Raw genomic sequence first — 25,378 nt, 5'->3', positions numbered from 1 at the left:
TCCTCAGGATGCAGCCCTCGACTCCCACCCGAGGCGCGAATCGGGTCGGAGCACCAGAAGTTCACCGGATGCTGGACGGCTCTTCACCGGCTATCCCGGCGTTGGTTCCCGTTCACCTCCGACGACCACGGTGGGAACGTGTCCACTGAACTGCTCGACGGCCCCTGGGCTCTGGTGGTCATGAGCCTGCTCGTGCTGGGCGACTCGTTCTTCGTGGTGGTTCCGGGAGAGATCGCGGTGACCGCGCTCGGCGCCGTCGCATCGACGACCGGCGATCCTCCCCTGTGGTGTGTGATCCTGTGGGCGGGCATCGCCGCGGTCGCCGGAGACGTCACCTGCTATCTCGTGGGTCGCAGCGTGGGCGTCGACAGGTGGCGCTGGATGCGCACGCCCCGAGTGCGCCGAGCGCTCACCTGGGCGCGGCTGCGTCTGGAAGGCGGGACCGCCACCGTGCTCTTCACCGCGCGCTTCGTCCCTTTCGCTCGACTGGCGATCAACCTCATGGCAGGGGCCTCGCGGATCCCGCCGGCTCGGTATCTGCCGCTCGTGACGATCGCGGCGTTCGGGTGGTCCGCCTACCAGGCATCCGTGGGCGCCATCGTCGCCGTGCTGCTTCCGGGAGGCCCTCTGGTCGCTGTCCTCGTGTCCGTCATCGTCGCCGTCGGGCTCGGCGCCGCGATCGATGTCGTGTCGCGCCGAGCACGGAACTGATCCACCCATGCCTCAGATGCGTGCCCTAGGCTGGCGAGCATGAGCACCGAAGAAGGCGCCTCCTCCAGCGAGGAGATGAAGCGCAAGTTCAAGGAAGCGCTCGAGAAGAAGAACGCGCACCACCGGCAGGGCGAGGCCCACCTGGATGGCGACTCCGCCGTCCATGGCGCGCCCGCCCCGCAGACGCGGCGCGAGTTCCGACGCAAGAGCGGTTGACCACACGGATGCGGGAGCCGACTGCCGTCGACTCCCGCATCCCTCTTCTCAGCAGGCAGCTCAGCTTCGCGCCGAGCGCGCCCGTGCCCGCTCCTCCTTCGCCGCCATCTCGTCGAGCGCGGATTCCTTGAGGCCCTGGATGTCCACGGCCGTGCTCTCGTCCGCCATGCCGTGGTCGTCCACGCCGTCGAGCGAGGACTCCTCGAACGGCAGCGCGCCGCTCAGCACCTGCTGCACGCGTTCGCGATCGATCTGGCGCGTCCAGGTGCCGATGAGCAGCGTCGCCACCGCGTTGCCGGTGAAGTTCGTCAGGGCGCGTCCCTCCGACATGAACCGGTCGATGCCCACGATCACGCCGACGCCGTCGACCAGGTCGGGACGGTAAGCCTGCAGCCCGCCGGCGAGAGTGGCGAGTCCGGCTCCGGTGACACCGGCGGCCCCCTTGCTGGCGATGATCATGAAGACGAGCAAGCCGATCTGCTCACCGATCGTCATCGGCTGCCCCATGCCGGTCGCGATGAAGAGCGACGCCATCGTGAGGTAGATCGCCGTGCCGTCGAGGTTGAACGAGTATCCGGTGGGGACCGTGATGCCGACGACGGGCTTGGATACCCCGATGTGCTCCATCTTCGCGATCAACCGGGGAAGGGCGGACTCAGATGACGAGGTGCCGACGATCAGCAGGTACTCGCGGGCGAGGTACTTCACCAGGCTGAAGATGTTGACCCGGGTGACGGCGAAGAGCAGGGTTCCGAGCACGACCACGATGAACAGGATGCAGGTGATGTAGAACGCGACCATCAGCACGCCGAGGCTCCAGATCGCGGCGATGCCCGTCTTGCCGACGACCGCGGCGATGGCTCCGAACGCGCCGAGCGGTGCAAGCCACAAGATCATGCCCAGGATGCGGAAGACCAGCTTCTGGAGGTTCTTGACCGCATCCATGATCGGGGTGCCCTTTTCGCCGAGTCCCTGGAGTGCGAAGCCGACGAGCAGCGCGATGAACAGAACCTGCAGCACGCTCTCGCCCGTGAAGGCGGAGAAGAACGTCGTCGGGATGATGCCCAGGATGAACTCCGTGGTGGTCTTCGCCTCGGTCGCTGTCGCGTCATAGCTGGAGTTCGCCATATCGAGGCCCGCACCGGGGTGGATGATGTTGCCGACCACCAGGCCGATCGCCAGCGCGAACGTCGACATGACCATGAAGTAGAGCAGCGCGAGTCCGCCGATCTTGCCGACGGTCGCTGCCTTGGCGATCGAGCCGACGCCCACCACGATCGTGCAGAAGATGATCGGCGCGATCATCATCTTGATGAGAGAGACGAAGCCCTTGCCGATCGGTTCGAGGCTCTGTCCGACCTCGGGCCAGATGAGGCCGACCGCGGCTCCGAGCACGACGGCGATGATCACCGACACGTACAGCCACGTATGCCTGTCCCATGCCTGCTTGCCGCGCCGCCAATGGAATCCGGGAAGCGAGAACCCTGTCGTGATGGCCATGTTTTCCTCCTTGATCATGAACGTCTTCGTCTCATGCCCTCGGGCGCCCTCGCCTTCGGTAAGCTCACCGTCGCGGACATCACTCGGCAAAGCCATTTGTGGTCGTATTGGTCATTACCGATATGCCGGACTCCGCGATCACCGTCGATCGGAAGGACGCGATGAGACCTGCCCGCAGCATCGCCTCACGGGTGTTCGCCGTGCTCCTCGTCGCCGCGCTCGTCGTGGGAGCTCTGGTCGCCGTCTTCCTCGTGATCGATGCGCAACGCGCCACGCATGCCGAGGCCGAGCGCGTCACGGCGGCGACAGCAGTGACTCTCGCCGTGTCACCGCTCGTGATCGACACCCTCGAGGCCGGCGATGCCGCAACGGCCACGCAGACCCTCGAGCCCTATGCGCTCGATGTGATCTCGGACGCGGATCTCGACTTCGTGACGATCATGACGCCTGACGGCACCCGCGTGACCCACCCTGACATCGAGCAGATCGGGGCGAGATACCTCGGCACCATCCCCGACACGCCTCGAACCTTCACCGAGGTGTTCACCGGCACTCTCGGGCCCTCGGTGCGAACCATCGTTCCGGTACTCGCCTCCGATGGCGAACCGGTGGGCTGGGTCTCGGCCGGCGTGACGACCGAGACCATCTCCGACACCCTGATCCGTCGTCTCCCCCTGTCACTCGGCATCACCGTCGGCCTCATCGCTCTCGGTGCGCTCGGCGCGTGGATCGCTCGCCGGTTCACGCGCGGTATCGCAGGAGACCTGCCGCCGGGTCAGGTGAGGGACGCCGTGTCGTCATACGAATCCCTGCGCACTCTGGGCGACGCGCTGCGCGCTCAGACGCACGAGCACGGCAATCGCATGCACACGGCGGTCGCGCTTCTCGAGCTCGGCCGTAGCGAGGAGGCGATCGACATCCTGACCGAGACCTCGCGCCAGAGTCAGTCGCTCGTCGATCAGGTCACCGCACGACAGGCCGGCGACCCCGCCGTCGGCGCTCTGCTTCTCGGCAAGGCGTCGCAGGCCAGGGAGCGCGGGATCGACTGGCGGGTGAGCATCGACCCGGACACTCCCGCCTCCCCCCTCTCCCCCGTCGACAGCGTCGCCGTGCTCGGCAACCTGATCGACAACGCCATGGATGCCGCCGCCACCGGTGCTGAGCGCTGGGTGGGGGTCTCGCTGCGCCCCTCGAAGAACGGCGGAATCGTCCTCGAGGTCTCCGACGGCGGTGACGGCATACCCTCCGACCTGCGCGAGCGCGTCTTCACCCAGGGCTTCTCGACCAAGCCTGCAAGCAACCACGGGCGCGGAGTCGGGCTCGCTCTCGTCCGCGCGGTGGTGGCCGGGGTGGGCGGCACTGTGGAGCTCTCCGCTCATCCGACCACGTTCACCGTCACCCTCCCGCCGGCGAGAGGACGCAGGAGCCCATGATCCGCACGCTGATCGTCGATGACGACGCTCTGACACTCGAGCTCCACCGCTCGTACCTCGAGAGGATCGACGGCTTCATCGTGGGCGGCGAGTGCACCGGCGCCAGGGCCGCATTGACCGCCGTGCTCGATCAGCCGCACGACGAGCCGTTCGACCTGGTCCTTCTCGACATCACGATGCCCGACGGCTCCGGCATCGATGTGCTCCGAGGGCTGCGTTCCCGACACGCTGCCGTCGATGTGATCGCGATCACCGGCGTGCGCGATGCGGACACCGTCCGGCAGATGGCAGCTCTCGGCGTCTACCAGTACCTCGTCAAGCCGTTCCCCTTCGCGGTGTTCCACGAGCGTCTCACCGCGTATCGCATCCATCGGGAGCAGGCACGGTCGACGGCCGGAGAGGCGACCCAGGCGGAGATCGATGCGCTTCTCGGGCGCACGACGGGGACGATCCCGATTCCCAAAGGGCTGTCGACCGCGACGCTGCAGAAGGTGACGACAGAGCTGCGCTCCTCCAGCGCCGCGGTCTCGGCGAGCGAGGCCGCCGCGCGACTCGGGATGTCACGCGTGTCCGTGCGGAGGTACCTGGAGCATCTCACCGATTCGGGCATCATCACGCGCAGCGCTCGCTACGGCGCACGTGGACGCCCGGAGACGGAGTACCGCTGGACGAGACGCGTCGACGGAGACGAATGATGCCGGCGCGGCACCCCCGCCCGTCCCGATCGTTAGAACGACGCGGATCCTTTCCGCTGGATGCGGCCCGGTCTCAGCCCGGTGTCAGCGCGGGAGCCGCCCCTCGTGGATCAGCGAGTCGGGGTCGGCGGCGGCCCTGATGGCGCGAAGGCGATCGATCGCCGTCGGGTCACCGCAGCGCTCGAGGGTCTCACCCGGACCCAGGAACGTCGGGATCGTGCACGGGGCGATCGCGTGCGCCAGCACCTCACGGAAGCCCGCCATGCTCGCCTCCCCCGGTTCGCTCGGCACCCCGGGGAAGACGGGCACCAGGGCGTGGAGCAGCCAGCCGACGCCCTGAAGTGTCGCGAATCCGGCGCGTCGAGGATCGTTCAGCGCGCCACCGAGCATCCGGATGTCGATGCCCATGATCGGCCACTGATCCGGCAGCTCGCGGAACCGCAAGAGATCGTCGATCGTCGCGTCGTCGAGCGACGAGAGCGCAGCAGACACGCCTTTGCCCGGCGTCGGTTCGGTGGGTTCGCCGCTCGACGCCGCGACGGTCTTCGGCGATGTGGCCCCCGACATCTCACGACGGACCGTGCCTGCTCGCCGCACCCGCTCGAACAGCTCATCGGCGGATCCGACCGTGGACAGCGCCCGCACGCTGAGGAAGCTGCGTCCGCGGATCTCCTCGGGAAGCTGCGGAGCGTCGGGCATACGCATCGAATTCACGAACACGTTGAGCGATGCCGGGGCCTCTGCGGACAGATCGCGGACGGCCCGCAGCACCGACCCGGCGTCTGCGGCGTCGAAAGTGAGTTCGGTTCCCCACAGCGACGGCGCGGGAACCAGGTCGATCTCGAGGGCCGTCACGATTCCGACGACGCCGCCCGCTCCGCGAAGCGCCCACATCATCTCCGGGTCGCTCTCGTCGTCGACCCGATCATGGGTCCCGTCGCTCCGCAGCACCCACGCGGCCCTGAGGTTGTCCGACCCGAGTCCTGCTGTGCGACTGAACCAGGAATGGCCGCCGCCCAGGGTGTACCCCGCGACGGCGACGACCGGGCTCGTGCCGGCAGGAGCCACCCAGCCCGTTCCTTCGAGCGCCTCGACGACGGCGCCCCAGCGGACTCCGCTGCCGATGCGGACCACCCCCGAACCGAGGTCGATCGACAGCTCGTCGAAGGCCGCCATTCGGACGATGACGGCGTCGGCCAGGTCTCCGCCGGCGCCGTGCCCGGTGGGCTGGACCGCGAGCGTCACGCCCGCGTCGCCCGCGGCGTCGAGAAGAGCGCGCAGATCGCGCAGATCGGCCGGTGCGGCCACGCCCGCCGGATGCTGTTCGATCGCCAGGTTCCACGGACGACGCGCCGCGTCGAAGGATTCGTCGCCGGGGAGGACGAGAGCGCCGCGCAGGGCATGCCGCGCGGATTCGAGGACAGAGCGAAGGGCCATGAGGTCACCGTACGACTCCCTTCGGACATCGTCTACGGCCTCATGGCCCTGCGCTCATTCCCGGTCGTGCCGGGGATCGATCACTCGCCGGCGAGACCGCCGAGCATGTGGCCGAACGAACGGCCCTCTCCGAGATACGTCGCCGGGTCGTACGGGTCGGCGGCCGCAGCCACCTCGCGCTTCGCGATCGCCTCAGCCAGCTCGCGAGCGCCCTTCTCGACGCGCTTGGCCAGAGGCGCGACGTCGTCGCCGCCCCCGCCCCAGTCGCTCGACGCCGCGAACACACCGGTCGAGACGGCGTCGGCATGCAGGTAGGCGAAGAGCGGACGGATGGCGTAGTCGATGGCGAGCGAGTGCCGAGCCGTGCCGGCGTTCGCTCCGATCAGCACCGGCTTGCCCGTGAGCGCGTCGGGATCGAGCACGTCGATGAACGACTTGAAGAGCCCGTTGTAGCTCGTCGAGAAGATCGGCGTGACGGCGATGAGCGCGTCCGCCGACACCACTGTGTTGATCGCGGTCTCGAGCGCGGGCGGTGCGAATCCGGTGAGCAGGTTGTTCGTGATGTCGTGGGCGTAGTCGCGCAGCTCGATCACGTCGACGCTCGCCTCGATGTCGTGCCCCGCGAGGGCCTTCACGGTCTCGGCCGCGAGGCGATCCGCGAGCATGCGCGTGGACGACGGGTTCGAGAGCCCGGCAGACACGACGGCGATACGACGAGTGGTCATCTCAGGCCCCCTTCCGGCTGAGTCCGAACGCGGCTCCCGCCGGAGCGGGAGAGTCCTGATAGGGCGAATCCCCCGTCAGGTTGTCACCGCGGTTCGCACCCGGACGAGCCTGACGCGTCGGTCCGTCGCCGAACTCGGCCCTCACCCGTGCGGCATGGGTCGGAGCATCCGGCACGCCGGCCGGACGATCCTTCGCCAGCTCCTTGCGCAGCACGGGCACGACCTCGGAACCGAGGATGTCCAGCTGCTCGAGGACGGTCTTCAGCGGAAGGCCCGCGTGGTCGATCAGGAACAGCTGACGCTGGTAGTCGCCGTAGTGCTCGCGCATGGCGGCATAGCGGTCGATGACCTGCTGAGGCGAGCCCACCGTCAGCGGGGTCATCTCGGTGAAGTCCTCCATGCTCGGTCCGTGACCGTACACAGGGGCATTGTCGAAGTAGGGGCGGAACTGATTCACGGCATCCTGCGACTTCGCCGCCATGAACACCTGGCCACCGAGGCCGACGATCGCCTGTTCGGGTGTCCCGTGTCCGTAGTGCGCGTAGCGCTGGCGGTACAGCTCGATCAGGCGCTGGTAGTGCTCCTTGGGCCAGAAGATGTTGTTCGCGAAGAAGCCGTCGCCGTAGTACGCGGCCTGCTCGGCGATCTCCGGGGTGCGGATCGATCCGTGCCACACGAACGGCGCGACTCCGTCGAGCGGACGAGGCGTCGAGGTGAAGCCCTGCAGCGGGGTGCGGAACTTGCCCTCCCAGTTCACGACGTCCTCACGCCACAGCTTGTGCAGCAGGGCGTAGTTCTCGATCGCGAGCGGAAGCCCCTGACGGATGTCCTGACCGAACCAGGGGTACACCGGACCCGTGTTGCCGCGGCCGAGCATGAGGTCCATGCGCCCGTCCGAGACGTGCTGCAGCATCGCGTATTCCTCGGCGATGCGCACCGGGTCGTTGGTCGTGATCAGGGTGGTCGACGTCGAGACGATCAGACGCTCGGTCTGAGCCGCGAGGGCGGCGAGGAACGTCGTGGGGCTCGAGGACCAGAACGGAGGGTTGTGGTGCTCGCCGATCGCGAAGACGTCGAGGCCGACCTCCTCGCTGTGCTTGGCGATCGCGAGGGTCGCCTTGATCCGCTCCTGCTCACTCGGCGTCTCGCCGGTGGTCGGGTCGCGGGTGATGTCGCTGACCGACATGATGCCGAACTGCACCGGGACGCCTGCCTGCTCACTCATGATTGCTCCGTCTTCTCCGAATCGGGTGCCCTGCATCCGGTTCTATTCATTTGAATGTATCTGAGTCAACGCGATGCGAGCAACTTTATTCCCCGAGTAGCCTCAGAGCATGCACAGCGACGGATCCGCCCTGACGAGCCCCGCCACCGGCCCCGTCCAGAAGCCCCGCAAGCGCGTGCCATTTTGGGACAACGCGCGATATGCGTGCATCGTCCTCGTGGTGCTCGGCCACGCGATCCAGCGCCTCACCTACGACTCCGACATCGCGCTCGCGGCGTATCTCGCCCTCTACGCCTTCCACATGCCGGCGTTCGCGATCATCTCGGGCTACTTCTCGAAGTCCGGTTCCCCGACGCGTGTGCAGATGGCCAGGGTGATCACCGACATCCTGCTGCCCTACGTGATCTTCGAGTTCCTGTGGACCCTCACGAAATGGCTGGTCGAGGGTCAGGCCGACCCGAACTTCACCAAACCGTCCTGGACCCTCTGGTTCCTCCTGGCGCTCGGCATCTTCCGCCTCGTCCTCCCCTACCTCGCGCTGCTGCGGTGGCCGCTGCTGTGGACCGTCATCATCTCGATCGGCGTGGGCTATCTGCCCAACGTCGACAGCACGTTCTCGCTCTCGCGGACCCTGGGCCTTCTGCCCTTCTTCGCACTCGGCTGGTGGCTGCGCGAACGCGACGTCGTCACTCGCTTCCGCCTCCTCGAGATCCGCCCGTGGTGGATCCGCGTCGTCAGCGTCGTACTCCTCGCCGCGGCAGGGTTCTCGGCCTGGCGGTGGATCGATGTCTGGAAGGAGCTCGATCTGCGCCACTGGCTGTTCTACGAGGACGCGTACGCGGACCTCGGCGGAGAGCAGTGGTGGGCCGGCGGTGTGCGCGTCGCACTCATGCTGATGGCAGTGATCCTGAGCGCCGCCTTCTTCGCTCTGATCCCCCGCGGAACCTACTGGTGGACGAAGTTCGGCCAGTACACGATGTACGTGTTCCTGCTCCACTCGTTCGTGCTGTACCCCTTCCGCGAGACCGGGGTGCTGCGCGACCTCGACCCGACGTGGCTGTGGCTGCCGCTCGTGACGCTGCTGTCGGTGGTGCTGGCTCTCGCGCTCGCCACCAAGCCCGTGCGCTGGCTCTTCCGCCCGCTGGTGGAGCCCCGCCCGTCCTGGCTCTTCCGAGACCCCGAGCTGGCTCGACGCGAGGGCCACCGCAGCGACCCGACCGGCTCTCGTCGGCCCCGTCAGGGCGCAGCGGCTAGCCTGAAGGAGTGACGAGAGCCGAGATGATCCGCGACCGCCTCGTGGACCATGCGGACTCGTCGGGGTTCGGGGCTCACGGGCTCCACGTGCTCGTGGGTGACGACGTCGCCGAGCACCGGTGGACTGCCGACGTCCGCGAGGAGATCCACTCGGTTGCGAAGGGCGTGTGCGTCCTCGCGGCCGGAATCGCTGCCGCCGACGGTCTCATCTCGCTCGATGCCCCGATCGCAGAGTACGTGCCGGACCTCGCCTTCGGAGACGGCGTCGAGCACCTCACGCTGCGACGACTGCTCTCGATGTCGAGCGGAGTCGATCTCGCCTGGTCGGAGACCATGATGACGGACTGGCCCGATCTCGCACGAGAGTTCCTCTCGCGCCCGTCTCGCGGTCACGTCTTCCAGTACTCCAACGCCAGCACGTACGCGGCGATGATGATCCTGGCCACGCGGACCGGTGACGTCGTCGAGTATCTGCGCCCCCGGCTGCTCGCGCCTCTGGGCTTCGACGACCTCGAGTGGGAGCGGTGCCCGCAGGGACGCATCGTCGCGGGAGGCGGCATCGCACTGCGCACGGAGGAGGTGGCACGCCTCGGTCGACTGATCCGCGACCGTGGCGAATGGCAGGGCCGACGACTCGTGCCGACCGAGATCATCGACGCGATGCACTCCGACTGGGTGGTCGCCGGTGAGAATGCCGGTTACGAGCGCTATGCGCTCGCGGGCTGGGACGGCCCGGGCCAGGTGTGGCGCCTGCACGGGGCGTACGGACAGCTGCTGATATTCGGTGAGGATGCCGTCGTCACGATCACAGCCGACGACCATTTCGGTGCGGATGCCTACGCGACCTTTGTCGCGGAGACGCTGCGCTCCTGACCCTCGACCGGCATCAGGCGAAGAGGTCGGCGCCGACGAACGAGCCCGGCTTCGAGCCTCCGGGGACCGCCCAGATCCCTGACCCGACGTGCGTGACGTACTCGTTCATCCGATCCGTCGACAGCCGGCGCTGCAGCGAGACGAACTGAGCGGGATCCCGCTGGTACGACAGGAAGAAGAGCCCCGCGTCCAGCCGTCCGAGATCGTTGTTGCCGTTGACGTAGTTGAATCCTCGCCGCAGGATCCGGATGCCGTCGTTCTGGTCCGGATGCGCGAGACGCACGTGCGCGTTCTGATCGATGGCCGACGTACCGAAATCCGGCGCCGCGAACTCGTCGCCGCCGGAGAGCGGAGCGCCCTCGCCCTTGTCGCGCCCGATGATGGTGTTCTGCTCGGAGAGCCGCACGCGGTCCCAGGTCTCGATCCGCATCGCGATCTTGCGCGCCACGAGGTACGACCCGCCGACCATCCACTCGGGCCTGTCATCGGGGCCGAGCCACACGTTCTCGTCGAGGGCGACGGAGTCATCGGCGAGGATGTTCGCGGTCCCGTCCTTGAAGCCGAACAGGTTGCGGGGCGTCGCCTGCGCCGACGTCGTGCGGGACGTCTTGCCGAACCCGAGCTGGGACCAGCGCAGCTTGGCACGACCGAAGGCGATGCGGCTCAGGTTGCGGATCGCGTGCACGGCGACCTGGGGGTCGTCGGCGCACGCCTGGATGCAGAGATCGCCGTGCGAGGTCTGCGGGTCGAGATCGTCGCCGAGGAAGGCGGGAAGCCTCTCGAGCCGCTCGGGACGCAGGGAGGCGATGCCGTACCGGTCGCCCTCGTCGTTCTCGAACAGGGTCGGGCCGAAGCCGAACGTGATCGTGAGGCCGGCTGCCGTCAGCCCGAGAGCCTCGCCCGTGTCATCCGGCGGCACCTCCGCATCGCCCCCGACAGCGCCGGTGGCACTCACCTCGAGCCCCTGCGTCATCCGCGAGGCGGCATACGTCCAATCCTGCAGCAGCGAGACCAGGTCTTCGCGGTCGGTGCGAGGCATCATGTCGAAGGAGGCGAAATGCAGATGCTCCTGCACGGGCGTCGTGATTCCCGCCTGATGGGCGCCGAAGAAGTCGTACGCACGCTGGGCGTCCGCTTCTGCTCTCGCGCGTCCGAGCGCGACTCCCCCCGACAGTCCGGCGCCGACTCCGACGGCGAGGGACGCGACGCCGCCGCCGAGTGCCAGTCCGAGGAGTCCGCGCCGGCTGAGACCCGTGGCCGAGGATGCCGCGGCCGCCGACTCCGGGAGGGAGTCGGCAGCTGCAGCGTCCTTCGCGCTGTCGTTCATGTGCGAGACCGTGTCCGTCGGATCAGTCGAGGACGGTGCCGGTGAGCTGCGAGAGCGGCTCTGCGAGGGCGTTGATGAGATCGGTGAACTCGCGCTTGTCCGCATCGGTGAGCTCGGCGTAGCCGACGAAGCCGTCGGAGAGCGAGCCGTGCGCCGCGAGGGATTCCTCGAGAGCGGAGTATCCGCCTTCGATCTCGGTCACGAGATCCGCGCCTTCATCCCCCTGTGCCGTGGCGAAATCCTGAACGAGCGAGAACGCCATCTTCGACCCCTCGACGTTCGCGGCGAAGTCGTACAGGTCGGTGCCGGACCACCAGTCTTCCTCGCCGGAGATCTTGCCCGTCGCCACTTCGTCGAGCAGCGCGATCGCGCCGTTCGAGATGCCGCCGATCCCCTGGTCGTCGAGAGCCGCGGTGAAGTCGTCCGAGTGCACGTAGTCGTAGAGCTCCTGCACGTCGGCGATCAGCTGGTCGCCGTACTCGGCGCGCTCCTCCGTCGTCGACGGTGCCCAGTCCTGCCATGCGGGCGTCTCGCCGTCGGCGTTGAGGGCGTCCTGCGCCGGCACCCAGAGGTCCTTCTCGATGCGGTGGAAGCCCGTCCAGTCGAGGCCCTCCGCCACAGCGTCGACCTCGCGGTAGTCGATGCGGGGGTCGAGCGTCCCGAGCGCTTCGGCGACGGGCTCGATGCGCTCGTAGAACGCGCGCGTCTGGGGGAACAGCGCTCGCGCGGCCTCATCATCGCCGGACTCATAGGCGGTGACGAACTCGTCGACCGACGGAACCAGCTGACCGACCTGGTCCTTGACGAAGGCGGCGTATAGGTCGACGGCCTGCTGCTTCTGATCGGCATCCTCGCCGTCGACCGCGACCCGGTCGCCGGTCACGGTGAACGCGGACTTGCCGACCCCCTCGCCGATCATGCCCGGCTTGCACAGCGTGAAGTACTCCCCCGGCTGAGCCACCACCGTGAGGGTCCGCGACGCTGAGGGCGCGATGTTCTCGACCTCGCCGACGATGCGGAGGCCGTCTTCTGCGAGCAGATAGAACTCCGAGGTCTGCGCGCTGTCGTTCTTCACATCGAACGTGAGTGTGCCGCTCTTGGCGGTCGCAGCCGAGACGGCGCACGCCGAGTCGGTCGACGAAACGTCGAAGGATGCACCTGCGGCGACATCGCTCTTGGCGACGCACCCGCTGAGGACGAGTGCTGCCGCGCCTGCTGCGGCGACGGCACCGAGGATTCGGCGAGAGGTGGTCATGCTGCTCCTTGCTGGGTGAGAGTGGATGCCGACGTGTCGCGGCCAGGGGACGTCTGCACATGTGGGGAGGCGGACCGGCGTGACCGGAGCCCCCGGATGAACAAGAGCCCGACGACGACGATGTACACGGTCCAAGCCGTGACCTGGAGCCACGTCATCCGTGGCATGAAGCCGACGGTCGCCTGCAGGATGGTCGCCCAGGCACTGTCGGGCGCGATCACGTTCGTGACATCGAAGGCCCAGCCGAAGGGGAATGCCACCCAGCCGAGAGCGACCGCCCCGGTGGCCGCGTCGATCGGTGCCGCCGCGGTGAACGGTCCCGGCAACGCGCCGGCCTCCTGGAGGTCCATGATCGCGTAGGCGAGCACCCCGGCTGCGACGATGACGAGGAACCCACTGGTCCAGGTGAAGAACCGGCGAAGGTCGAGCCGGACGGCGCCGCGGGCGAGCGCCCAGCCGATCACCACGGCGGCGAGAAGCCCGAGCACCGCGCCGAGCAGCGCCGACGGAGCGTCGCCGAAGGACTGCACCATCGACCACAGCAGAAGAGTCGTCTCGATCCCCTCGCGTGCCACCGAGACGAAGCCGATCGCGATCAGCGCCCAGACGCCGCCCTGTGTGAGCGCGCGGTCGAGTCCGCCCTCGAGGGTCGCCTTCATCGTGCGCCCGGCCTTCTGCATCCAGAAGATCATCCAGGTCACCATGCCCACCGCGAGCAGCGACAGCAGTCCGCCGATCAGCTCCTGAGCCTCGAAGGTCAGCGAGTACGCACCGAAGGTCAGGACGGCCCCGATGCCGAGTGCGAGGGCGATCGCCAGGCCGACCCCCGCCCAGAGCCTGGGCAACGCGTCACCGCGACCGAGCCTGCGCAGGTAGGCGACGAGGATGCCGACGACGATCGCGGCTTCGAGGCCTTCACGAAGACCGATGAGAAAAGTGGCGAGCACGGAGGGAACTCTCTGGGAAAGACTGAGGTAAGGCATCCCTTACTTCAGAGACATTAGCACCCCTTCCGCTCGGGCCTCGCACACACGCGATCGCCTCTCGGTAATTCGGCGCAACACTGAACCGCACTCGCCCAGACCCGATCTACGCTCGGTGAATGGCTGATCTCTCGCTTCCCATCCTCGACCTGTCCCAGCTCGATGCCGGTCCCGAAGCCGCTGCTCGGTTCCGCGACGACCTTCGCGCGGCCACGCACGACGTGGGCTTCTTCTATCTCACCGGCACAGGCATCTCCCCCGAGCTGGAGGCGAGGTTGCACCGCGCGGCGCTCGATTTCTTCGCGCTGCCCGACGACGAGAAGCTCGCGATCGAGAACGTCAAGAGTCCTCATTTCCGCGGGTACACGCGGGTCGGCGGCGAGCGGACGCAGGGCAAGGTCGATTGGCGCGAGCAGATCGACATCGGCCCCGAGCGCGAGCCTGTCGAGGGCGGTCCGGCCTTCAATCGACTCGTCGGCCCGAATCTGTGGCCCTCCGCACAGCCCGAGCTCAAAGCGGTGATCACCGAGTGGCACGACACGCTGACAGAGGTCGCCCGCAAGCTCCTGCGCGCCTGGGCCGTCACGCTCGGGGCGGACGAGTCGTACTTCGACGAGCCCTTCCGTGATCCGTCGACGCTGATCAAGATCGTCCGCTACCCCGGCACCCACGAACCCGAGCCGCAGCAGGGCGTCGGAGCGCACAAGGACTCCGGAGTGCTGACCCTGCTCTGGGTCGAGCCCGGAAAGGGCGGCCTGCAGGTCGAACGAGACGGCGAGTGGGTGTCAGCCCCGTCCGTCCCGGGCGCGTTCGTCGTCAACATCGGCGAGCTGCTGGAGTACGCGACCGGCGGCTACCTCAAGGCGACCAACCACCGCGTCATCTCCCCTCGGGCACCCGAAGAGCGCATCTCCATCCCGTTCTTCTTCAACCCCGCGCTCGATCAGCAGCTGCCGCTTCTCGAGCTTCCCGCAGATCTCGCCGCGGCGGCGACCGGCATCACCGAGGACCCGAGCAACCCCATCCATGCCACCTATGGCGAGAACGCCATGAAGTCGCGACTGCGTGCGCACCCCGACGTGGCTGCGATCCACCACCCCGACCTGGTCGGCACGAACGCCTGACCCGGGTCACAGCGCCGCGCCTCCTCCGAGCGCGACGATCTCGCGCAGGGCCTGGAGGTGTCCGTCGAAGGCTGCACGGCCGGCTGCGGTCGAACGGACCCACGTGCGAGGGCGACTGCCGAGGCTTCCCTTGCGCGCGACGACGTACCCCGCGGCCTGAAGGTGCGAGATGGCCTTGCTCAGCGGAGAGTCGCCGCACTGGAGGATCTCACGCAGCGTCGCGAAGTCGAGCTCGATGCCGTCACCGAGCGACGCGAGGACCGAGAAGCGGATCGGCGACGCGAAGTTGTCGTCGAGTCGGGTCCGCGGGTGCGGCACCGATGGGGTGTCAGTCACGGAGATCACGTCCGGGGACGAACGACACGGCGACGAACAGCGCGATGATGCCCAGGCCACCGACGAATCCGAGGCCGATCGGAACGCCGTCGAGCAGGACGAGCAGAGCCAGTGCACAGCCAGCAGCGGCGAAAGCGAGCTGGTGCGGCCAGCGCCACGAGGCGCCGACCGCAGGAAGGCCCATCTCACTGCGAGCGGCGACGAGCCAGACGAAGGTCATGAGCACGACGAGCAGAAGGAGCGTGCTCGCGAGCACCCCGTCTGGCGCGGAGCCGAGCATGGCCATCACTCCGAGAGCGACTCCCACGCAGATGGTTCCCCACCGCATCGCCCGTGGAAGCGGCTTCGGCATGGACCGCGGGGGGCGCGGGTCACCCGATGCCAGAGCGAGCTGAACTGCGCCGTAGCCACCGAATCCGACCAGCATGAGGACGGCCGGGATCCACACACCGATCTCCGGGAACCCGGGATAGAAGACAGCGAAGCCGAAGACGACGAGCACCACGACCGTCAGAGCACCGCCGGCCAGCAGAATGGGCCAGCGCGACCACGTCAGGCGCAGTTGCATTCCGCTCCGCTGAGCCATACCTGTGGAGAGCTGCCCCCACACGAGAAAACTGAAGACGAAGACCTGCGGCGTCACGCCGCCGTGACCACGTATCGCCGTAACCAGAGCGACGAGATACACCGCAGTAACGGCCGCATTGGCGATCTGCAGCCACGCAAGCGCCCGCCGGTCGACTACGCGCCCGCGCCGGTGCTTCACAGCATCCGCCTCGTCGAGGTAGCGCTGCGCGACGTCCGCACTGGGCGGCGCGATCGCCTCGTGCCCGTGGATCGGCTTCTGCTCCATCGCGTGACCCCCTTCGCTTTCCATCTGGAAAGCTCACTACTTTCCTAATGGAAAGCGTGCACGAGATCAACCCCCGAATATGACGAAGGCCGCCCCACACCTGGGGCGGCCTTCTCAAGAATGTTCTGCGCGATTGTACGCTGGCTCGCTCCGCGTTATCGGCGGAGACCCAGGCGTGCGATCAGCGAGCGGTAACGCTCGATGTCGACGCTCTGGAGGTAGCCGAGCAGACGACGGCGCTGACCCACGAGCAGGAACAGGCCACGACGCGAGTGGTGGTCGTGCTTGTGCTCCTTCAGGTGCTCCGTGAGGTCCTTGATGCGCTGCGTCAGCATCGCGGCCTGCACCTCGGGGGATCCGGTGTCACCGGGGTGCGTCGCGTACTCTTCGATGATCGCCTTCTTGACGTCTGCTTCCAGTGCCATAGATTCGATCCCCTCTCTGCTTGTTGCGCGGTGCCCGACGCCTGATGCGTGAGCTCTCTTTATCCGCGGCCGATCAAACGGCAACCTGAAGAGTCTACCAGGACTCGATGCCGCTGGGTGACCGTGCCCACGCCCGCCCGACGGCACCTCGGATACTCTCGAATCATGCATGACGGATACGCGGCGTGAGCGCTGCACGCAGCCATCTGATCATCTCAGCCCCCTGCGAGCCAGCCCTGCATTCGCACGCATGTGGATCGGCTCGGTGCTCGCGGGGATCGGCGGGCAGCTGACGATCGTCACGGTGATGCTGCACGTCTTCGCGCTCACCGGAAGCACCTTCGCGGTATCGATGATCGCGGTCGCCGGACTCGTCCCCATGATCCTCGCCGGCCTCTACGGCGGGATGCTCGCGGACGCGTTCGACCGCCGCCGCGTGGCGTTGGTCGCGGCCACGGTGACCTTCGCCTCGACCGCGTTGCTCGCCGCGCTCACCTGGACCGGTGCGGAGACGATCTGGTGGCTCTACGTGCTGAGCATCGTCAACTCCGCCGCGAACTCGGTCGGCATGGCCACCCGGACCGCGATCGTGCCACGGCTCATCCCCCGCGACAAGCTGGCCGCCGCGTCCGCGCTCAACGGTGTGGCGTTCGGCCTCACCGTGATGGCCGGCCCCGCGGTAGCCGGCATACTCGTCGCGCTGACAGGCTACGGGTGGACTTACACACTCGACGTCATCCTGATGCTGTCGATGTTCCTCGGCCTGTGGAGTCTCCCTCCGCTGCGGCCGGAAGGGGACATCGTGCGGCCGGGGTTCGCATCGCTCGTGGACGGGTGGAGGTTCCTGCGCCGCGCGAACAACATCCGGATGCAATTCGTGGTCGACATCATCGCCATGACATTCGGGCAGCCCCTCGTGCTCTTCCCCGCACTCGGCACCCTTCTGCTGGGCGGCGGAGCGGTGACCACCGGCATCCTCACCGCAGCCGTCGCCGCGGGCACATTCGCATCGAGCCTCTTCTCCGGTCGGGTCGTGCAGTACCGCTGGCACGGACGCGGCATCGAGCGCGCGGTCGAGGCCTATGGCGCGTCCATCCTGCTCTTCGGCGTGGTCCTGGTCATCGGAGCCGTCTCTGCCGGGGCGACCGAGGCGACGCCGAACGTCGGGCTGATCATCGCCTCGTGCATCGTGCTCGCGCTCTCCGGCGCATCCGACAACATCAGCTCGATCTATCGCAACACGATGATGCAGGCGGCCGTGCCCGACACCATGCGCGGTCGACTGCAGGGGGTCTTCATCATCGTGGTCGCCGGCGGCCCCCGGATCGGCGCCCTCTACGCGGGCACGCTCGCGACCTTCACGACCCTGTGGTTCCCGCCGCTGCTGGGCGGATTGCTGGTGATCACCCTGGTCGCCCTGCTCGCACGGCGCAGCCCGGGATTCCGCGGCTACGACGCAGAGAACCCCGAGCCCTGAGGGCCCGGGGTTCGAGATCAGGTGATCAGTCCTGCTGCAGAGCGCCCTGCAGGTCGAGGCTGATCGTGACGTCCTTGCCGACGAGCACGCCGCCGGTCTCGAGCGCGGCGTTCCACGTCAGGCCGAAGTCCTCGCGGTTGATGACCGTCTTGGCCGATGCGCCGGCCTTGTAGTTGCCCCACGGGTCGGAGCCGAAGCCACCGAAGTCGAGCTCGAAGCTGACGGGCTTGGTGATGCCGCGGATCGTCAGGTCGCCGTCGACGAAGAGCTCGCCGTCCTCGGCGCGCGCACCCGTCGACACGAACTCCATCGTGGGGAAGTTCTCGGTGTCGAAGAAGTCGCCGGAGCGCAGGTGCGTGTCGCGCCCCTCGTCCTTGGTGTCGATCGAGGTGACGTCGACGCTCGCCTCGACGCGGGCCTCGAGCGGGTTCTCGGGAGCGATCAGCGTCGCGCTCTTGACGCCGAACGTGCCGCGCACCTTCGAGATCATCATGTGGCGCACGCTGAACGTGACCTCGCTGTGCGACGGGTCGAGCACCCAGGTGCCGGGACGGTAGCCGGGAATGTCGATGCTGGTCATGGTTTCTCCTCTGGAGACATCAGCCGCATGTGTGCGGCAACGGATGAGGGGCCGTGTTCACGGCGTCACGCGTAACAACTTACATGCACATGCATGTATTCCCCTGAATGCGGATATTTCCTCGGGCGACGAGAAGGCGCCGAGCCCGCAGTGGGCCCGGCGCCTCCCGGCGTCGATCGGGTCAGCCGACGGCGACGAGATCGATGATGAAGATGAGGGTCTTGCCCGAGAGGAAGTGGCCTCCTCCGACCGGACCGTATGCGAGGTGCGGCGGGATGACGAGCTCGCGCCGTCCGCCTTTCTTCATGCCCGGGATGCCGTCCTGCCACCCCTGGATCAGGCCGCGAAGCGGGAACTGGATGGTCTCGCCGCGACCCCACGACGAGTCGAACTCCTCGCCCGATTCGAACTCGACACCGGCGTAGTGCACGGTGACCGTGTCGCCGGGCTTGGCCTCGGCTCCGTCTCCCTCGATGATGTCGCGGATCACGAGCTCCGCGGGGGCGGGTCCGGTGGGGGCGTCGAACTCAGGCTTTGTGCGATCAGTCATGTCCTCCATCAAACCCGAGTCGCCCGGCGCGGGTCAACGCGATCGCTCCGCTGAGGGCGAAACGGCGATGCCGCCCGTCGACTGCCCCCTAAGCCCTTGACACCCGCGCACACCGGGTGCACCCTGTTTACAGATCAACTCAGCGCCCGGTAGACATGCAGGCATCGCCGCAGCACCGGGCGCTGAGTCTTGGTACTGAACCTGCTTGACGGCTCGAGCATCATGACGCTTGCTGCTCCTGCGCGTAGGCGATCAGCATCGATGCGAGCTCTTCGGGCCGGCTGAGGGCGACACAGTGACTCCCCTCGATCTCGTCGGCGACGATGCCCAGGCGCTTCCGGGCGAGGTCGCGAAGGAATGCGGGCGGGAAGAACCTGTCCTCCGCGCAGACGACGAACCGAGTGGGAACAGAGGGCCAGGCCGTGAGCGGCCACGGGACGGCCATTGATGCGACCGACGGATGTGCTCTCTCCCGACCGATCGCCTCGTCGGCGAGCGCTCGCGGCACGTCGTGATAGAAGCCGATGTGCGGATCGTCGTTGCCGGTGAGGCCTCCGTCGCGGGCTGCCTGCGCCGCCACGGCATCCTCGAATCCGGTGTTGGACCACCACTCGTCCGGACGCTCCCCCGGGTCGGGAATCATCGCCGCCAGCATCACGAGCACGTCCGCCGCCAATCTCTCAGCGACGATCGGTGCGGTGAATCCCCCGAACGAATGGCCGACCACGACACCGCCCCGTCTCGCGTCTGCCGCGGCCACGACGGCATCCGCGTAGTCGGTGAGAGTGAGGGACTCGTCATCGCCCGGCAGGTCGGGTGCGATCACCTCATGTCCGCGCTCCCGCAGGACGGCGGCGAGCCGATGCCATGACCACCCCGTGTCTCCTGCTCCGTGCACGAGGATGAAGAGGGCCATGATCAGCGGGTCTCAGTAGGCCAGCAGAGCAGCCCGAGTGGCGCGGGTTCGGGCGAGCAGCGCCTGCTCGTCCGCCGGTGCCATAGGGTCGCGCCCCGTTATCGCGCGCTGACGGACGGATGCCAGCATGGTGGCGTCCTTGATGAACTCGCGCATCAGCGGACGCCGATCGCCCCGAAGCTGCGACGCCCATGCCAGGCCGGTCTTGCGCCCGGCGGGAGTCGCGAGCATCGTGACCTCCTCGGGGGTGAACCACCCGGCGGCCGCGTAATCGCCCAGACGGGCCTTCGTGAGGCGAGACTCCTCGCGCCTCAACGCGATGATCCCCACGATGAACCCCACGAACAGCGGCACCTGGAGGACGAAGTAGAGGAGGAAGAAGTTCGCGAAGGACGATCCGTTCCACAGGCCGTGGAGCACCATCGCCCCCAGCATCCCGAGCAGACCGAACCCGAGTGCGGCCCCTGTCGACGCGTGCCGTCGAGCGGCCAGGCCGATGGCGAGACCCGTCAGCGATGTGAACATCGCGTGGGCGAAGGGCGACATGATCGCCCGGAGGATGAACGTCACCGTCAGCTGCTCGCCGCCGCCCTCGATGAGGCTGATCGCGAAGTACTGGATGTTCTCGGTGAACGCGAAGCCGGCACCGACCAGCGCCCCGTAGACGACCCCGTCGACCGGACCGTCGAACGAGCGACGCGCGATGAGGAAGATCAGGAAGACTCCGAAACCCTTCCAGAACTCCTCGACGATCGGCGCCTGGATGACGGCGCCCGCCACTTCTCCCCGGAACCCCAGGAGCGCGGTCAGCCCGAGGTCGACGAGGAGCGTGAGTCCCACGGCGGCGATCGCACCCCAGGCGATCGCGAAGAACACCAGCGACTTGGGCTCGGGTTCCCACCGGTCGATCATACGGACGACGAAGAAGACGATGGCGAGCGGGACGAGCGCGAGGACGAGGCCGATGATCGATGCGAGCGGACCCAGGAACAGACCGAAGTAGGCGATGAGCCCGAGCATCAGCAGACCGAGGAAGCCGAACAGCGCGAACAGCGCGACGCGTCCGCCTCGGCGTGCCGCCGGCAGGGCAGGAAGACCGGGGGCAGGCGAGGGTGCGGCCGGAGCGGGAGGCGAATACGGGGTCGGCTGAGCGAGGACCGAGGCGTACTGAGGACGCTGGGAGAACTGCGGCGGGGCGTAGTTCGACTGCGCGTACTGCTGCGCCGAATACTGCGGGGGCTGCGCAGCATACTGCTGGGGATACGTCGGCGGCTGCTGCTGCGCGGGCGGCGGCGTGTACGGCGATGGCTGGGACGGTCCTCCGGAACTCATAGCCAAAGCATATGGCGAACAACCAACTTCGCCCGGGTCTGGCGACTTCCTCCAGGCAATCGAGCCGAGCAGCGGATAGCGTAGGAGCATGCGGTTCGCTCATCTGCGTCGTGCCGACTCTCCCGCTGCGCATCTCGCAGTGGTGGAGGGTGCCGATGCCATCCTCGTCTCCGATCTCCTTCCCGACCCCCCTGCGACGCTTCAGCAGCTGATCGAAGGGGGCGAGCAGACGCTCACCGCTCTTCGCTCGGCCCTCGACGGCGATGCTCCGCGGCACCCGCTCGACGGGTGGAGCTTCGCCTCAGCGGTCATCGCTCCCCCGGCGGTCCTCGCGGTCGGCCTCAACTACGCGGCTCACTCGAGCGAGCTCGGTCTGAAGACCGACGCCGCTCCGACCGTGTTCACCCTGTGGCCGAACTCGCTGACAGGCCACGAGCAGACGACGTCGTGGCCGCGTTCGCTGAGCGAGGCTGTGGACTACGAGGCGGAGCTCGGTGTGCTGATCGGCACCCCGGCGAAGGATGTCGCAGAGGCCGACGCGCTCTCGCACGTCTGGGGCTACACCGTCGTGAACGACATCACCGCGCGGAACGTCCAGTTCTCTGAAGCGCAGTGGTCACGGTGCAAGTCGTTCGACGGCTTCACCCCGACCGGTCCCTTCGCCGTCACGGCCGACGAGGTCGCCGACCCGCAGGACCTGCACATCTGGGCGATCGTCGACGGCCAGACCGTCCAGGACGCGAGCACGGATCAGATGGTGCGGTCGGTTGCGAAGCTCATCGCGCATCTCTCGCAGTCCCTGACGCTGCTTCCCGGCACCCTGATCTCCACCGGGAGCCCCGGCGGTGCCGGATACTCTCGAGACCCCCAGATCTTCCTCCGGGATCGTTCGACGGTGACGGTCGGCATCGACGGCATCGGCGAGCTCACCACCCACTGTCGCGTGCTGGACTGATCCCCCGCTCACTCTGTGACACACGGAAGGGCCCCGGCGAGATGTCGCCGGGGCCCTTCCGTGTGCTCGGAGTCAGATCTCGATGAGGTCCTCGGACCCGATCACCGGGATCGCGGCCGTGATGGCCTCGAGTCCCGACAGGCGCGCGGGCGACAACTGCTTGATGACCTCTTCGCGAGACATCAGTCCGGCTTCGACCACCAGGTCGGCGACGTTCCTGTTCGTCAGCAGCGCGGTCTTGGCCAGCGCGGCCGCGGCGGCGTATCCGATGAACGGCGTGAGTGCTGTGATGACGCCGACCGAAGCGCCGACCATGGCGCCGAGGCGGTCTCGGTTCGCCGTGATGCCGTCGACGCAGTTGACGCGCAGCGTCCACATCGCCTGTCGCATCCAGGTGATGGACTGGAAGATCGAGTGGGCGATCACAGGCTCGAATGCGTTGAGCTGGAGCTGCCCGGCCTCGGCCGCCATCGTCACCGTCATGTCCGCGCCGGCGACCGCGAACGCCACCTGGTTGACGACCTCCGGGATCACCGGGTTCACCTTGCCCGGCATGATGCTGGAACCGGCCTGCATCGCCGGCAGGTTGATCTCGCCGAAGCCCGCCTGCGGACCCGACGACAGCAGTCGCAGGTCGTTGCAGATCTTCGACAGCTTCATGGCGTTGCGCTTCAGGGTCGACGAGAACGACATGAACGAGCCGGTGTCGCTGGTCGCCTCGACGAGGTCGCCGGCCGTCACCAGGTCGAGTCCGGTGATCTCGCGCAGATGCTTCAGCACAGCGGGTGCGTAGTCGACGTGCGTGGTGATGCCGGTGCCGATGGCGGTCGCACCCATGTTGATCTCGAACATCAGCGAGGCGTTCTCGGTGAGGCGCGTGTGATCGTAGCCGAGGGTCGAAGCGAAGCCGTGGAACTCCTGACCCAGAGTCATGGGCACGGCGTCCTGCAGCTGCGTGCGTCCGACCTTGAGCACATCGTGGAACTCGTGCGACTTGTGCAGGAACGAGATGCGCAACAGATCGAGCTCTTCGAGCAGCGAGCGGAGTGTCAGAGAGAGACCGATCTTGACCGCCGTCGGGTAGACGTCGTTGGTCGACTGACTGCGGTTCGTGTGATCGATCGGCGAGAGGAACGCGTAGTCGCCCTTCTCGCGTCCGGCGAGCTCGAGGGCGATGTTGGTGATGACCTCGTTGGCGTTCATGTTCGTCGACGTGCCGGCACCGCCCTGGATCACACCGACGGTGAACTGATCGTGGAACTCTCCGTCGATGACACGCTGGGCGGCCCGATCGATCAGGTCCGCACGCTCGGGGTCGAGGACGCCGATCTCGCGGTTCGCTCTGGCGCTGGCCTGCTTGACCATCGCGAGTGCGACGACGAGGTCCGGATAGACCGAGATCGGACGCTTGGTGATCGGGAAGTTCGCGTCGGCGCGGGCGGTGTGGATCCCCCAGTACGCGTCGGCGGGAATCTCCATGCTCCCGAGCGAATCGGTCTCGGTGCGGGTGGGGGCAGGCGCGGCAGAAGCCATGTCACATCCTTGTGGGTAGTGGCGAGTGTGTGGTGCGGGGGATGCATCCAGTCTACGCCTGCGTGCATGCACGGCCAGGGATACGACGGCGGGTCAGCGTTTGCGAGAGAAAGCCTCGAGACGCTCCTCCGGGCTGAGACGGGCCATTCTCTCCAGCCACGCCATCGAGAAGTGATCGCCGGTCGGCGCGTCGGTCACGGGCACCACGGTGTGGGTGATCGTCTCGGGTCGTACATGCACGATCTGGAACGCCTGCGCCGCATCCATGCCGTTCACATCGGCGGCCGGACGAGCGACATTCATCGTGTAGCAGGTCGCCGAGGACACGCTGACAGGCACGCCCGCGAAGGTGCCGTGCGACGAGTAATGCAGGTGGCCGGCGAGGATACCGCGCACGTCCGTGTCACGAATGACCTCCGCGAGATCGTCCTGGTGCCGCAGCTCGAGTATGTCGAAGAGCGGAAGGTGGCTCGGGAGCGGCGGGTGGTGCATCGCGAGCAGCGTGCCGTGCGGCGCCGGTTGCTTCAGGATCTCCGCCAGCCATGAGAGCTGGCCGGGGTCCAGGTCGCCGTGATGCCATCCGGGCACACTCGTGTCGAGGGCGATCAGGCGCAGACCGTCGAGGTCCCATGCGCCCGTCACGGGCTCCTCCGTCGCGGGCAGGTCGAGCAGCCCCTCGCGCAGCGCCGGCCGCTCGTCGTGGTTGCCGGCAACCCAGACGACGGTCGTCCCCAGCTCCTGCGCCACGGGCTCGACGGCGCGGCGGAGACGGCGATACGCATCCGGCTCCCCCAGGTCGGCCAGGTCGCCGGTGATGACGATCGCCGACGGGTGCGGGTGCACGGCCCTGATCGCCTCAAGGGTGCGAGCGAAGTTCGACTCGACGTCGTATCGTCCGCCGAGCCGCGCTCCACCCGCGAGGAAGTGCGGGTCGCTCACATGGATGATGACGTGCGAGGCGGGATCATGGCGACCGAAGACGAAGCCGCTGTCGGAAGGCGCTGACATGGTCTCAGCCTAGGCCGCGGCGCGACACCGGACGGGCGACGACTCCACGGCAGCTGTAGTAGTCGCGATACAGTGCTCGGATGGCGAAGAACGAGACACGGCGACGGATCATCGCGGATGCAGGGCTGACCGTTCTGGCGACCGATGGCTCTCGCGGTCTCACCCACCGAGCCGTGGACATCGTCGCGGCCGTGCCGGTGGGCACCACCTCGAACTACTTCCGCAGCCGAGAGGCACTCATCGCGGGCCTCGTCGATCGGATCGGCGAGCGTCTCGCCCCCAGCGACGACGACCTCGCACGGCGGTCATCGGAGGAACCGAGCAGAGAGCTCTTCGCCGAGTACATCCGCGACATCGTGCGTCGCCTCACCGATGACCGCGACGTCACACTCGCACTGTTCGAGCTGCGGCTCGAGAGCAGCCGCCGCCCCGAGGTCGGCGCCCTTCTCGGCGCGTGGCAGCGAGCGGGGTTCGACGCGGACGTCGCTTTCAACGCGGGAGCGGGCCTTCCGGGTGGTCGCCGAGAGATCGCGCTCTTCCACTATGCGATCGACGGCCTGCTGCTCGATCGGCTCACGACCCCGATCGATCCGGACACCACCACCGACGAGATCGTCGACGACCTCGTCGCCGGTCTCCTCCGCTGACGCCCTCC

The 25,378-nt window shown here is 67.6% G+C and carries 26 protein-coding genes; 10 read left to right on the top strand and 16 right to left on the bottom strand.

The window, feature by feature from the left end; translation table 11 throughout:
• Positions 1 to 138: 138 nt before the first annotated feature.
• Both ASE34_RS08245 and ASE34_RS17910 read left to right on the top strand, forming a co-directional pair.
• Complete coding sequence (locus ASE34_RS08245; RefSeq protein ID WP_230100571.1) at positions 139 to 711, top strand: DedA family protein; 573 nt, start codon at positions 139 to 141, stop codon at positions 709 to 711.
• A gap of 39 nt (positions 712 to 750) precedes the next feature.
• Positions 751 to 927, top strand: coding sequence for a DUF5302 domain-containing protein (locus ASE34_RS17910; protein ID WP_091232420.1), 177 nt, complete (start codon positions 751 to 753; stop codon positions 925 to 927).
• A gap of 60 nt (positions 928 to 987) precedes the next feature.
• Here ASE34_RS17910 and ASE34_RS08240 read toward each other — a convergent pair whose 3' ends face one another.
• A complete protein-coding gene (locus ASE34_RS08240) occupies positions 988 to 2,427 on the bottom strand; it encodes a cation:dicarboxylate symporter family transporter (RefSeq protein WP_056279034.1) in 1,440 nt (479 codons plus the stop codon).
• A 161-nt stretch (positions 2,428 to 2,588) separates the two neighbouring features.
• On the opposite strand from ASE34_RS08240, the gene ASE34_RS08235 reads away from it, so the two are divergent.
• Both ASE34_RS08235 and ASE34_RS08230 read left to right on the top strand, forming a co-directional pair.
• Positions 2,589 to 3,860, top strand: coding sequence for an ATP-binding protein (locus ASE34_RS08235; RefSeq protein WP_056279033.1), 1,272 nt, complete (start codon positions 2,589 to 2,591; stop codon positions 3,858 to 3,860).
• A complete protein-coding gene (locus ASE34_RS08230) occupies positions 3,857 to 4,555 on the top strand; it encodes a response regulator (protein WP_053095815.1) in 699 nt (232 codons plus the stop codon). Before ASE34_RS08235 ends, ASE34_RS08230 begins: the two co-directional genes overlap by 4 nt.
• Positions 4,556 to 4,639: 84 nt before the next feature.
• On the opposite strand, the gene ASE34_RS08225 is transcribed toward ASE34_RS08230, so the two are convergent.
• From ASE34_RS08225 to ASE34_RS08215, 3 genes are all read right to left on the bottom strand, one after another.
• Positions 4,640 to 5,992: an FAD-binding oxidoreductase gene (locus tag ASE34_RS08225; RefSeq protein WP_056278486.1), complete on the bottom strand. Its 1,353-nt coding sequence runs from the start codon at positions 5,990 to 5,992 to the stop codon at positions 4,640 to 4,642.
• 80 nt (positions 5,993 to 6,072) lie between these two features.
• Positions 6,073 to 6,717, bottom strand: coding sequence for an FMN reductase (locus tag ASE34_RS08220; RefSeq protein WP_053095813.1), 645 nt, complete (start codon positions 6,715 to 6,717; stop codon positions 6,073 to 6,075).
• A gap of 1 nt (position 6,718) precedes the next feature.
• Entirely contained in the window at positions 6,719 to 7,942 is a 1,224-nt protein-coding gene (locus tag ASE34_RS08215; RefSeq protein ID WP_056279032.1) for an LLM class flavin-dependent oxidoreductase, read from the bottom strand.
• Between the two features lie 109 nt (positions 7,943 to 8,051).
• Between ASE34_RS08215 and ASE34_RS08210 the strand changes: the two genes are divergently transcribed.
• Together ASE34_RS08210 and ASE34_RS08205 are read left to right on the top strand one after the other, a co-directional pair.
• A complete protein-coding gene (locus ASE34_RS08210; protein WP_053095812.1) occupies positions 8,052 to 9,209 on the top strand; it encodes an acyltransferase family protein in 1,158 nt (385 codons plus the stop codon).
• Complete coding sequence (locus tag ASE34_RS08205) at positions 9,206 to 10,069, top strand: serine hydrolase domain-containing protein (RefSeq protein ID WP_082586571.1); 864 nt, start codon at positions 9,206 to 9,208, stop codon at positions 10,067 to 10,069. Before ASE34_RS08210 ends, ASE34_RS08205 begins: the two co-directional genes overlap by 4 nt.
• A gap of 13 nt (positions 10,070 to 10,082) precedes the next feature.
• Here the strand turns inward: ASE34_RS08205 and efeB are convergent, their stop codons facing one another.
• Genes efeB through efeU form a run of 3 tightly spaced genes read right to left on the bottom strand, consistent with a single transcriptional unit; the run spans position 10,083 to position 13,598 of the window.
• Positions 10,083 to 11,396 (bottom strand): iron uptake transporter deferrochelatase/peroxidase subunit, encoded by a 1,314-nt coding sequence (gene efeB / locus ASE34_RS08200; RefSeq protein WP_053095810.1) that lies wholly within the window; start codon positions 11,394 to 11,396, stop codon positions 10,083 to 10,085.
• A gap of 22 nt (positions 11,397 to 11,418) precedes the next feature.
• A complete protein-coding gene (gene efeO, locus ASE34_RS08195) occupies positions 11,419 to 12,651 on the bottom strand; it encodes an iron uptake system protein EfeO (RefSeq protein ID WP_056278482.1) in 1,233 nt (410 codons plus the stop codon).
• On the bottom strand, positions 12,648 to 13,598 hold the full coding sequence (gene efeU / locus ASE34_RS08190) for an iron uptake transporter permease EfeU (protein ID WP_082586570.1): 951 nt from the start codon (positions 13,596 to 13,598) through the stop codon (positions 12,648 to 12,650). Before efeU ends, efeO begins: the two co-directional genes overlap by 4 nt.
• Before the next feature lie 155 nt (positions 13,599 to 13,753).
• Between efeU and ASE34_RS08185 the strand changes: the two genes are divergently transcribed.
• On the top strand, positions 13,754 to 14,758 hold the full coding sequence (locus tag ASE34_RS08185; protein ID WP_056278477.1) for an isopenicillin N synthase family dioxygenase: 1,005 nt from the start codon (positions 13,754 to 13,756) through the stop codon (positions 14,756 to 14,758).
• A gap of 6 nt (positions 14,759 to 14,764) precedes the next feature.
• Here the strand turns inward: ASE34_RS08185 and ASE34_RS08180 are convergent, their stop codons facing one another.
• The 3 genes from ASE34_RS08180 to rpsO form a co-directional block, all read right to left on the bottom strand.
• Positions 14,765 to 15,094 (bottom strand): transcriptional regulator, encoded by a 330-nt coding sequence (locus ASE34_RS08180; protein ID WP_082586569.1) that lies wholly within the window; start codon positions 15,092 to 15,094, stop codon positions 14,765 to 14,767.
• Positions 15,087 to 15,947: a hypothetical protein gene (locus ASE34_RS08175; protein ID WP_056278470.1), complete on the bottom strand. Its 861-nt coding sequence runs from the start codon at positions 15,945 to 15,947 to the stop codon at positions 15,087 to 15,089. Before ASE34_RS08175 ends, ASE34_RS08180 begins: the two co-directional genes overlap by 8 nt.
• Positions 15,948 to 16,102: 155 nt before the next feature.
• Entirely contained in the window at positions 16,103 to 16,372 is a 270-nt protein-coding gene (gene rpsO, locus ASE34_RS08170; RefSeq protein WP_017203073.1) for a 30S ribosomal protein S15, read from the bottom strand.
• Positions 16,373 to 16,622: 250 nt separating this feature from the next.
• Between rpsO and ASE34_RS08165 the strand changes: the two genes are divergently transcribed.
• On the top strand, positions 16,623 to 17,849 hold the full coding sequence (locus ASE34_RS08165) for an MFS transporter (RefSeq protein WP_235567473.1): 1,227 nt from the start codon (positions 16,623 to 16,625) through the stop codon (positions 17,847 to 17,849).
• A gap of 25 nt (positions 17,850 to 17,874) precedes the next feature.
• Here the strand turns inward: ASE34_RS08165 and ASE34_RS08160 are convergent, their stop codons facing one another.
• From ASE34_RS08160 to ASE34_RS08145, 4 genes are all read right to left on the bottom strand, one after another.
• Positions 17,875 to 18,429, bottom strand: coding sequence for a YceI family protein (locus ASE34_RS08160; RefSeq protein ID WP_053095805.1), 555 nt, complete (start codon positions 18,427 to 18,429; stop codon positions 17,875 to 17,877).
• 181 nt (positions 18,430 to 18,610) lie between these two features.
• Positions 18,611 to 18,979 (bottom strand): FKBP-type peptidyl-prolyl cis-trans isomerase, encoded by a 369-nt coding sequence (locus tag ASE34_RS08155; RefSeq protein ID WP_056278468.1) that lies wholly within the window; start codon positions 18,977 to 18,979, stop codon positions 18,611 to 18,613.
• A gap of 220 nt (positions 18,980 to 19,199) precedes the next feature.
• The gene (locus tag ASE34_RS08150) at positions 19,200 to 19,895 is read right to left on the bottom strand and encodes an alpha/beta fold hydrolase (protein WP_056278466.1); all 696 of its coding nucleotides are present in this window, start codon (positions 19,893 to 19,895) and stop codon (positions 19,200 to 19,202) included.
• 12 nt (positions 19,896 to 19,907) lie between these two features.
• Positions 19,908 to 21,227, bottom strand: a complete 1,320-nt coding sequence (locus ASE34_RS08145; protein WP_082586567.1) for a PrsW family intramembrane metalloprotease — start codon at positions 21,225 to 21,227, stop codon at positions 19,908 to 19,910.
• Positions 21,228 to 21,315: 88 nt separating this feature from the next.
• Here ASE34_RS08145 and ASE34_RS08140 point away from each other — a divergent pair, with 88 nt between their 5' ends.
• On the top strand, positions 21,316 to 22,182 hold the full coding sequence (locus ASE34_RS08140; protein ID WP_053095802.1) for a fumarylacetoacetate hydrolase family protein: 867 nt from the start codon (positions 21,316 to 21,318) through the stop codon (positions 22,180 to 22,182).
• 72 nt (positions 22,183 to 22,254) lie between these two features.
• On the opposite strand, the gene ASE34_RS08135 is transcribed toward ASE34_RS08140, so the two are convergent.
• Both ASE34_RS08135 and ASE34_RS08130 read right to left on the bottom strand, forming a co-directional pair.
• Positions 22,255 to 23,715, bottom strand: a complete 1,461-nt coding sequence (locus ASE34_RS08135; protein ID WP_053095801.1) for an aspartate ammonia-lyase — start codon at positions 23,713 to 23,715, stop codon at positions 22,255 to 22,257.
• A gap of 93 nt (positions 23,716 to 23,808) precedes the next feature.
• The gene (locus tag ASE34_RS08130; RefSeq protein ID WP_056278463.1) at positions 23,809 to 24,723 is read right to left on the bottom strand and encodes a metallophosphoesterase; all 915 of its coding nucleotides are present in this window, start codon (positions 24,721 to 24,723) and stop codon (positions 23,809 to 23,811) included.
• An 80-nt stretch (positions 24,724 to 24,803) separates the two neighbouring features.
• Between ASE34_RS08130 and ASE34_RS08125 the strand changes: the two genes are divergently transcribed.
• Positions 24,804 to 25,370 (top strand): TetR/AcrR family transcriptional regulator, encoded by a 567-nt coding sequence (locus ASE34_RS08125; protein WP_056278461.1) that lies wholly within the window; start codon positions 24,804 to 24,806, stop codon positions 25,368 to 25,370.
• Positions 25,371 to 25,378: the final 8 nt, after the last annotated feature.

The sequence above is a fragment of the Microbacterium sp. Root280D1 genome (assembly GCF_001428975.1).
In the GTDB taxonomy this organism is placed as follows: Bacteria; Actinomycetota; Actinomycetes; order Actinomycetales; family Microbacteriaceae; genus Microbacterium.
Note: the sequence above shows the minus strand (reverse complement) of the source record. Positions and strands in the feature narration are given on the sequence as shown.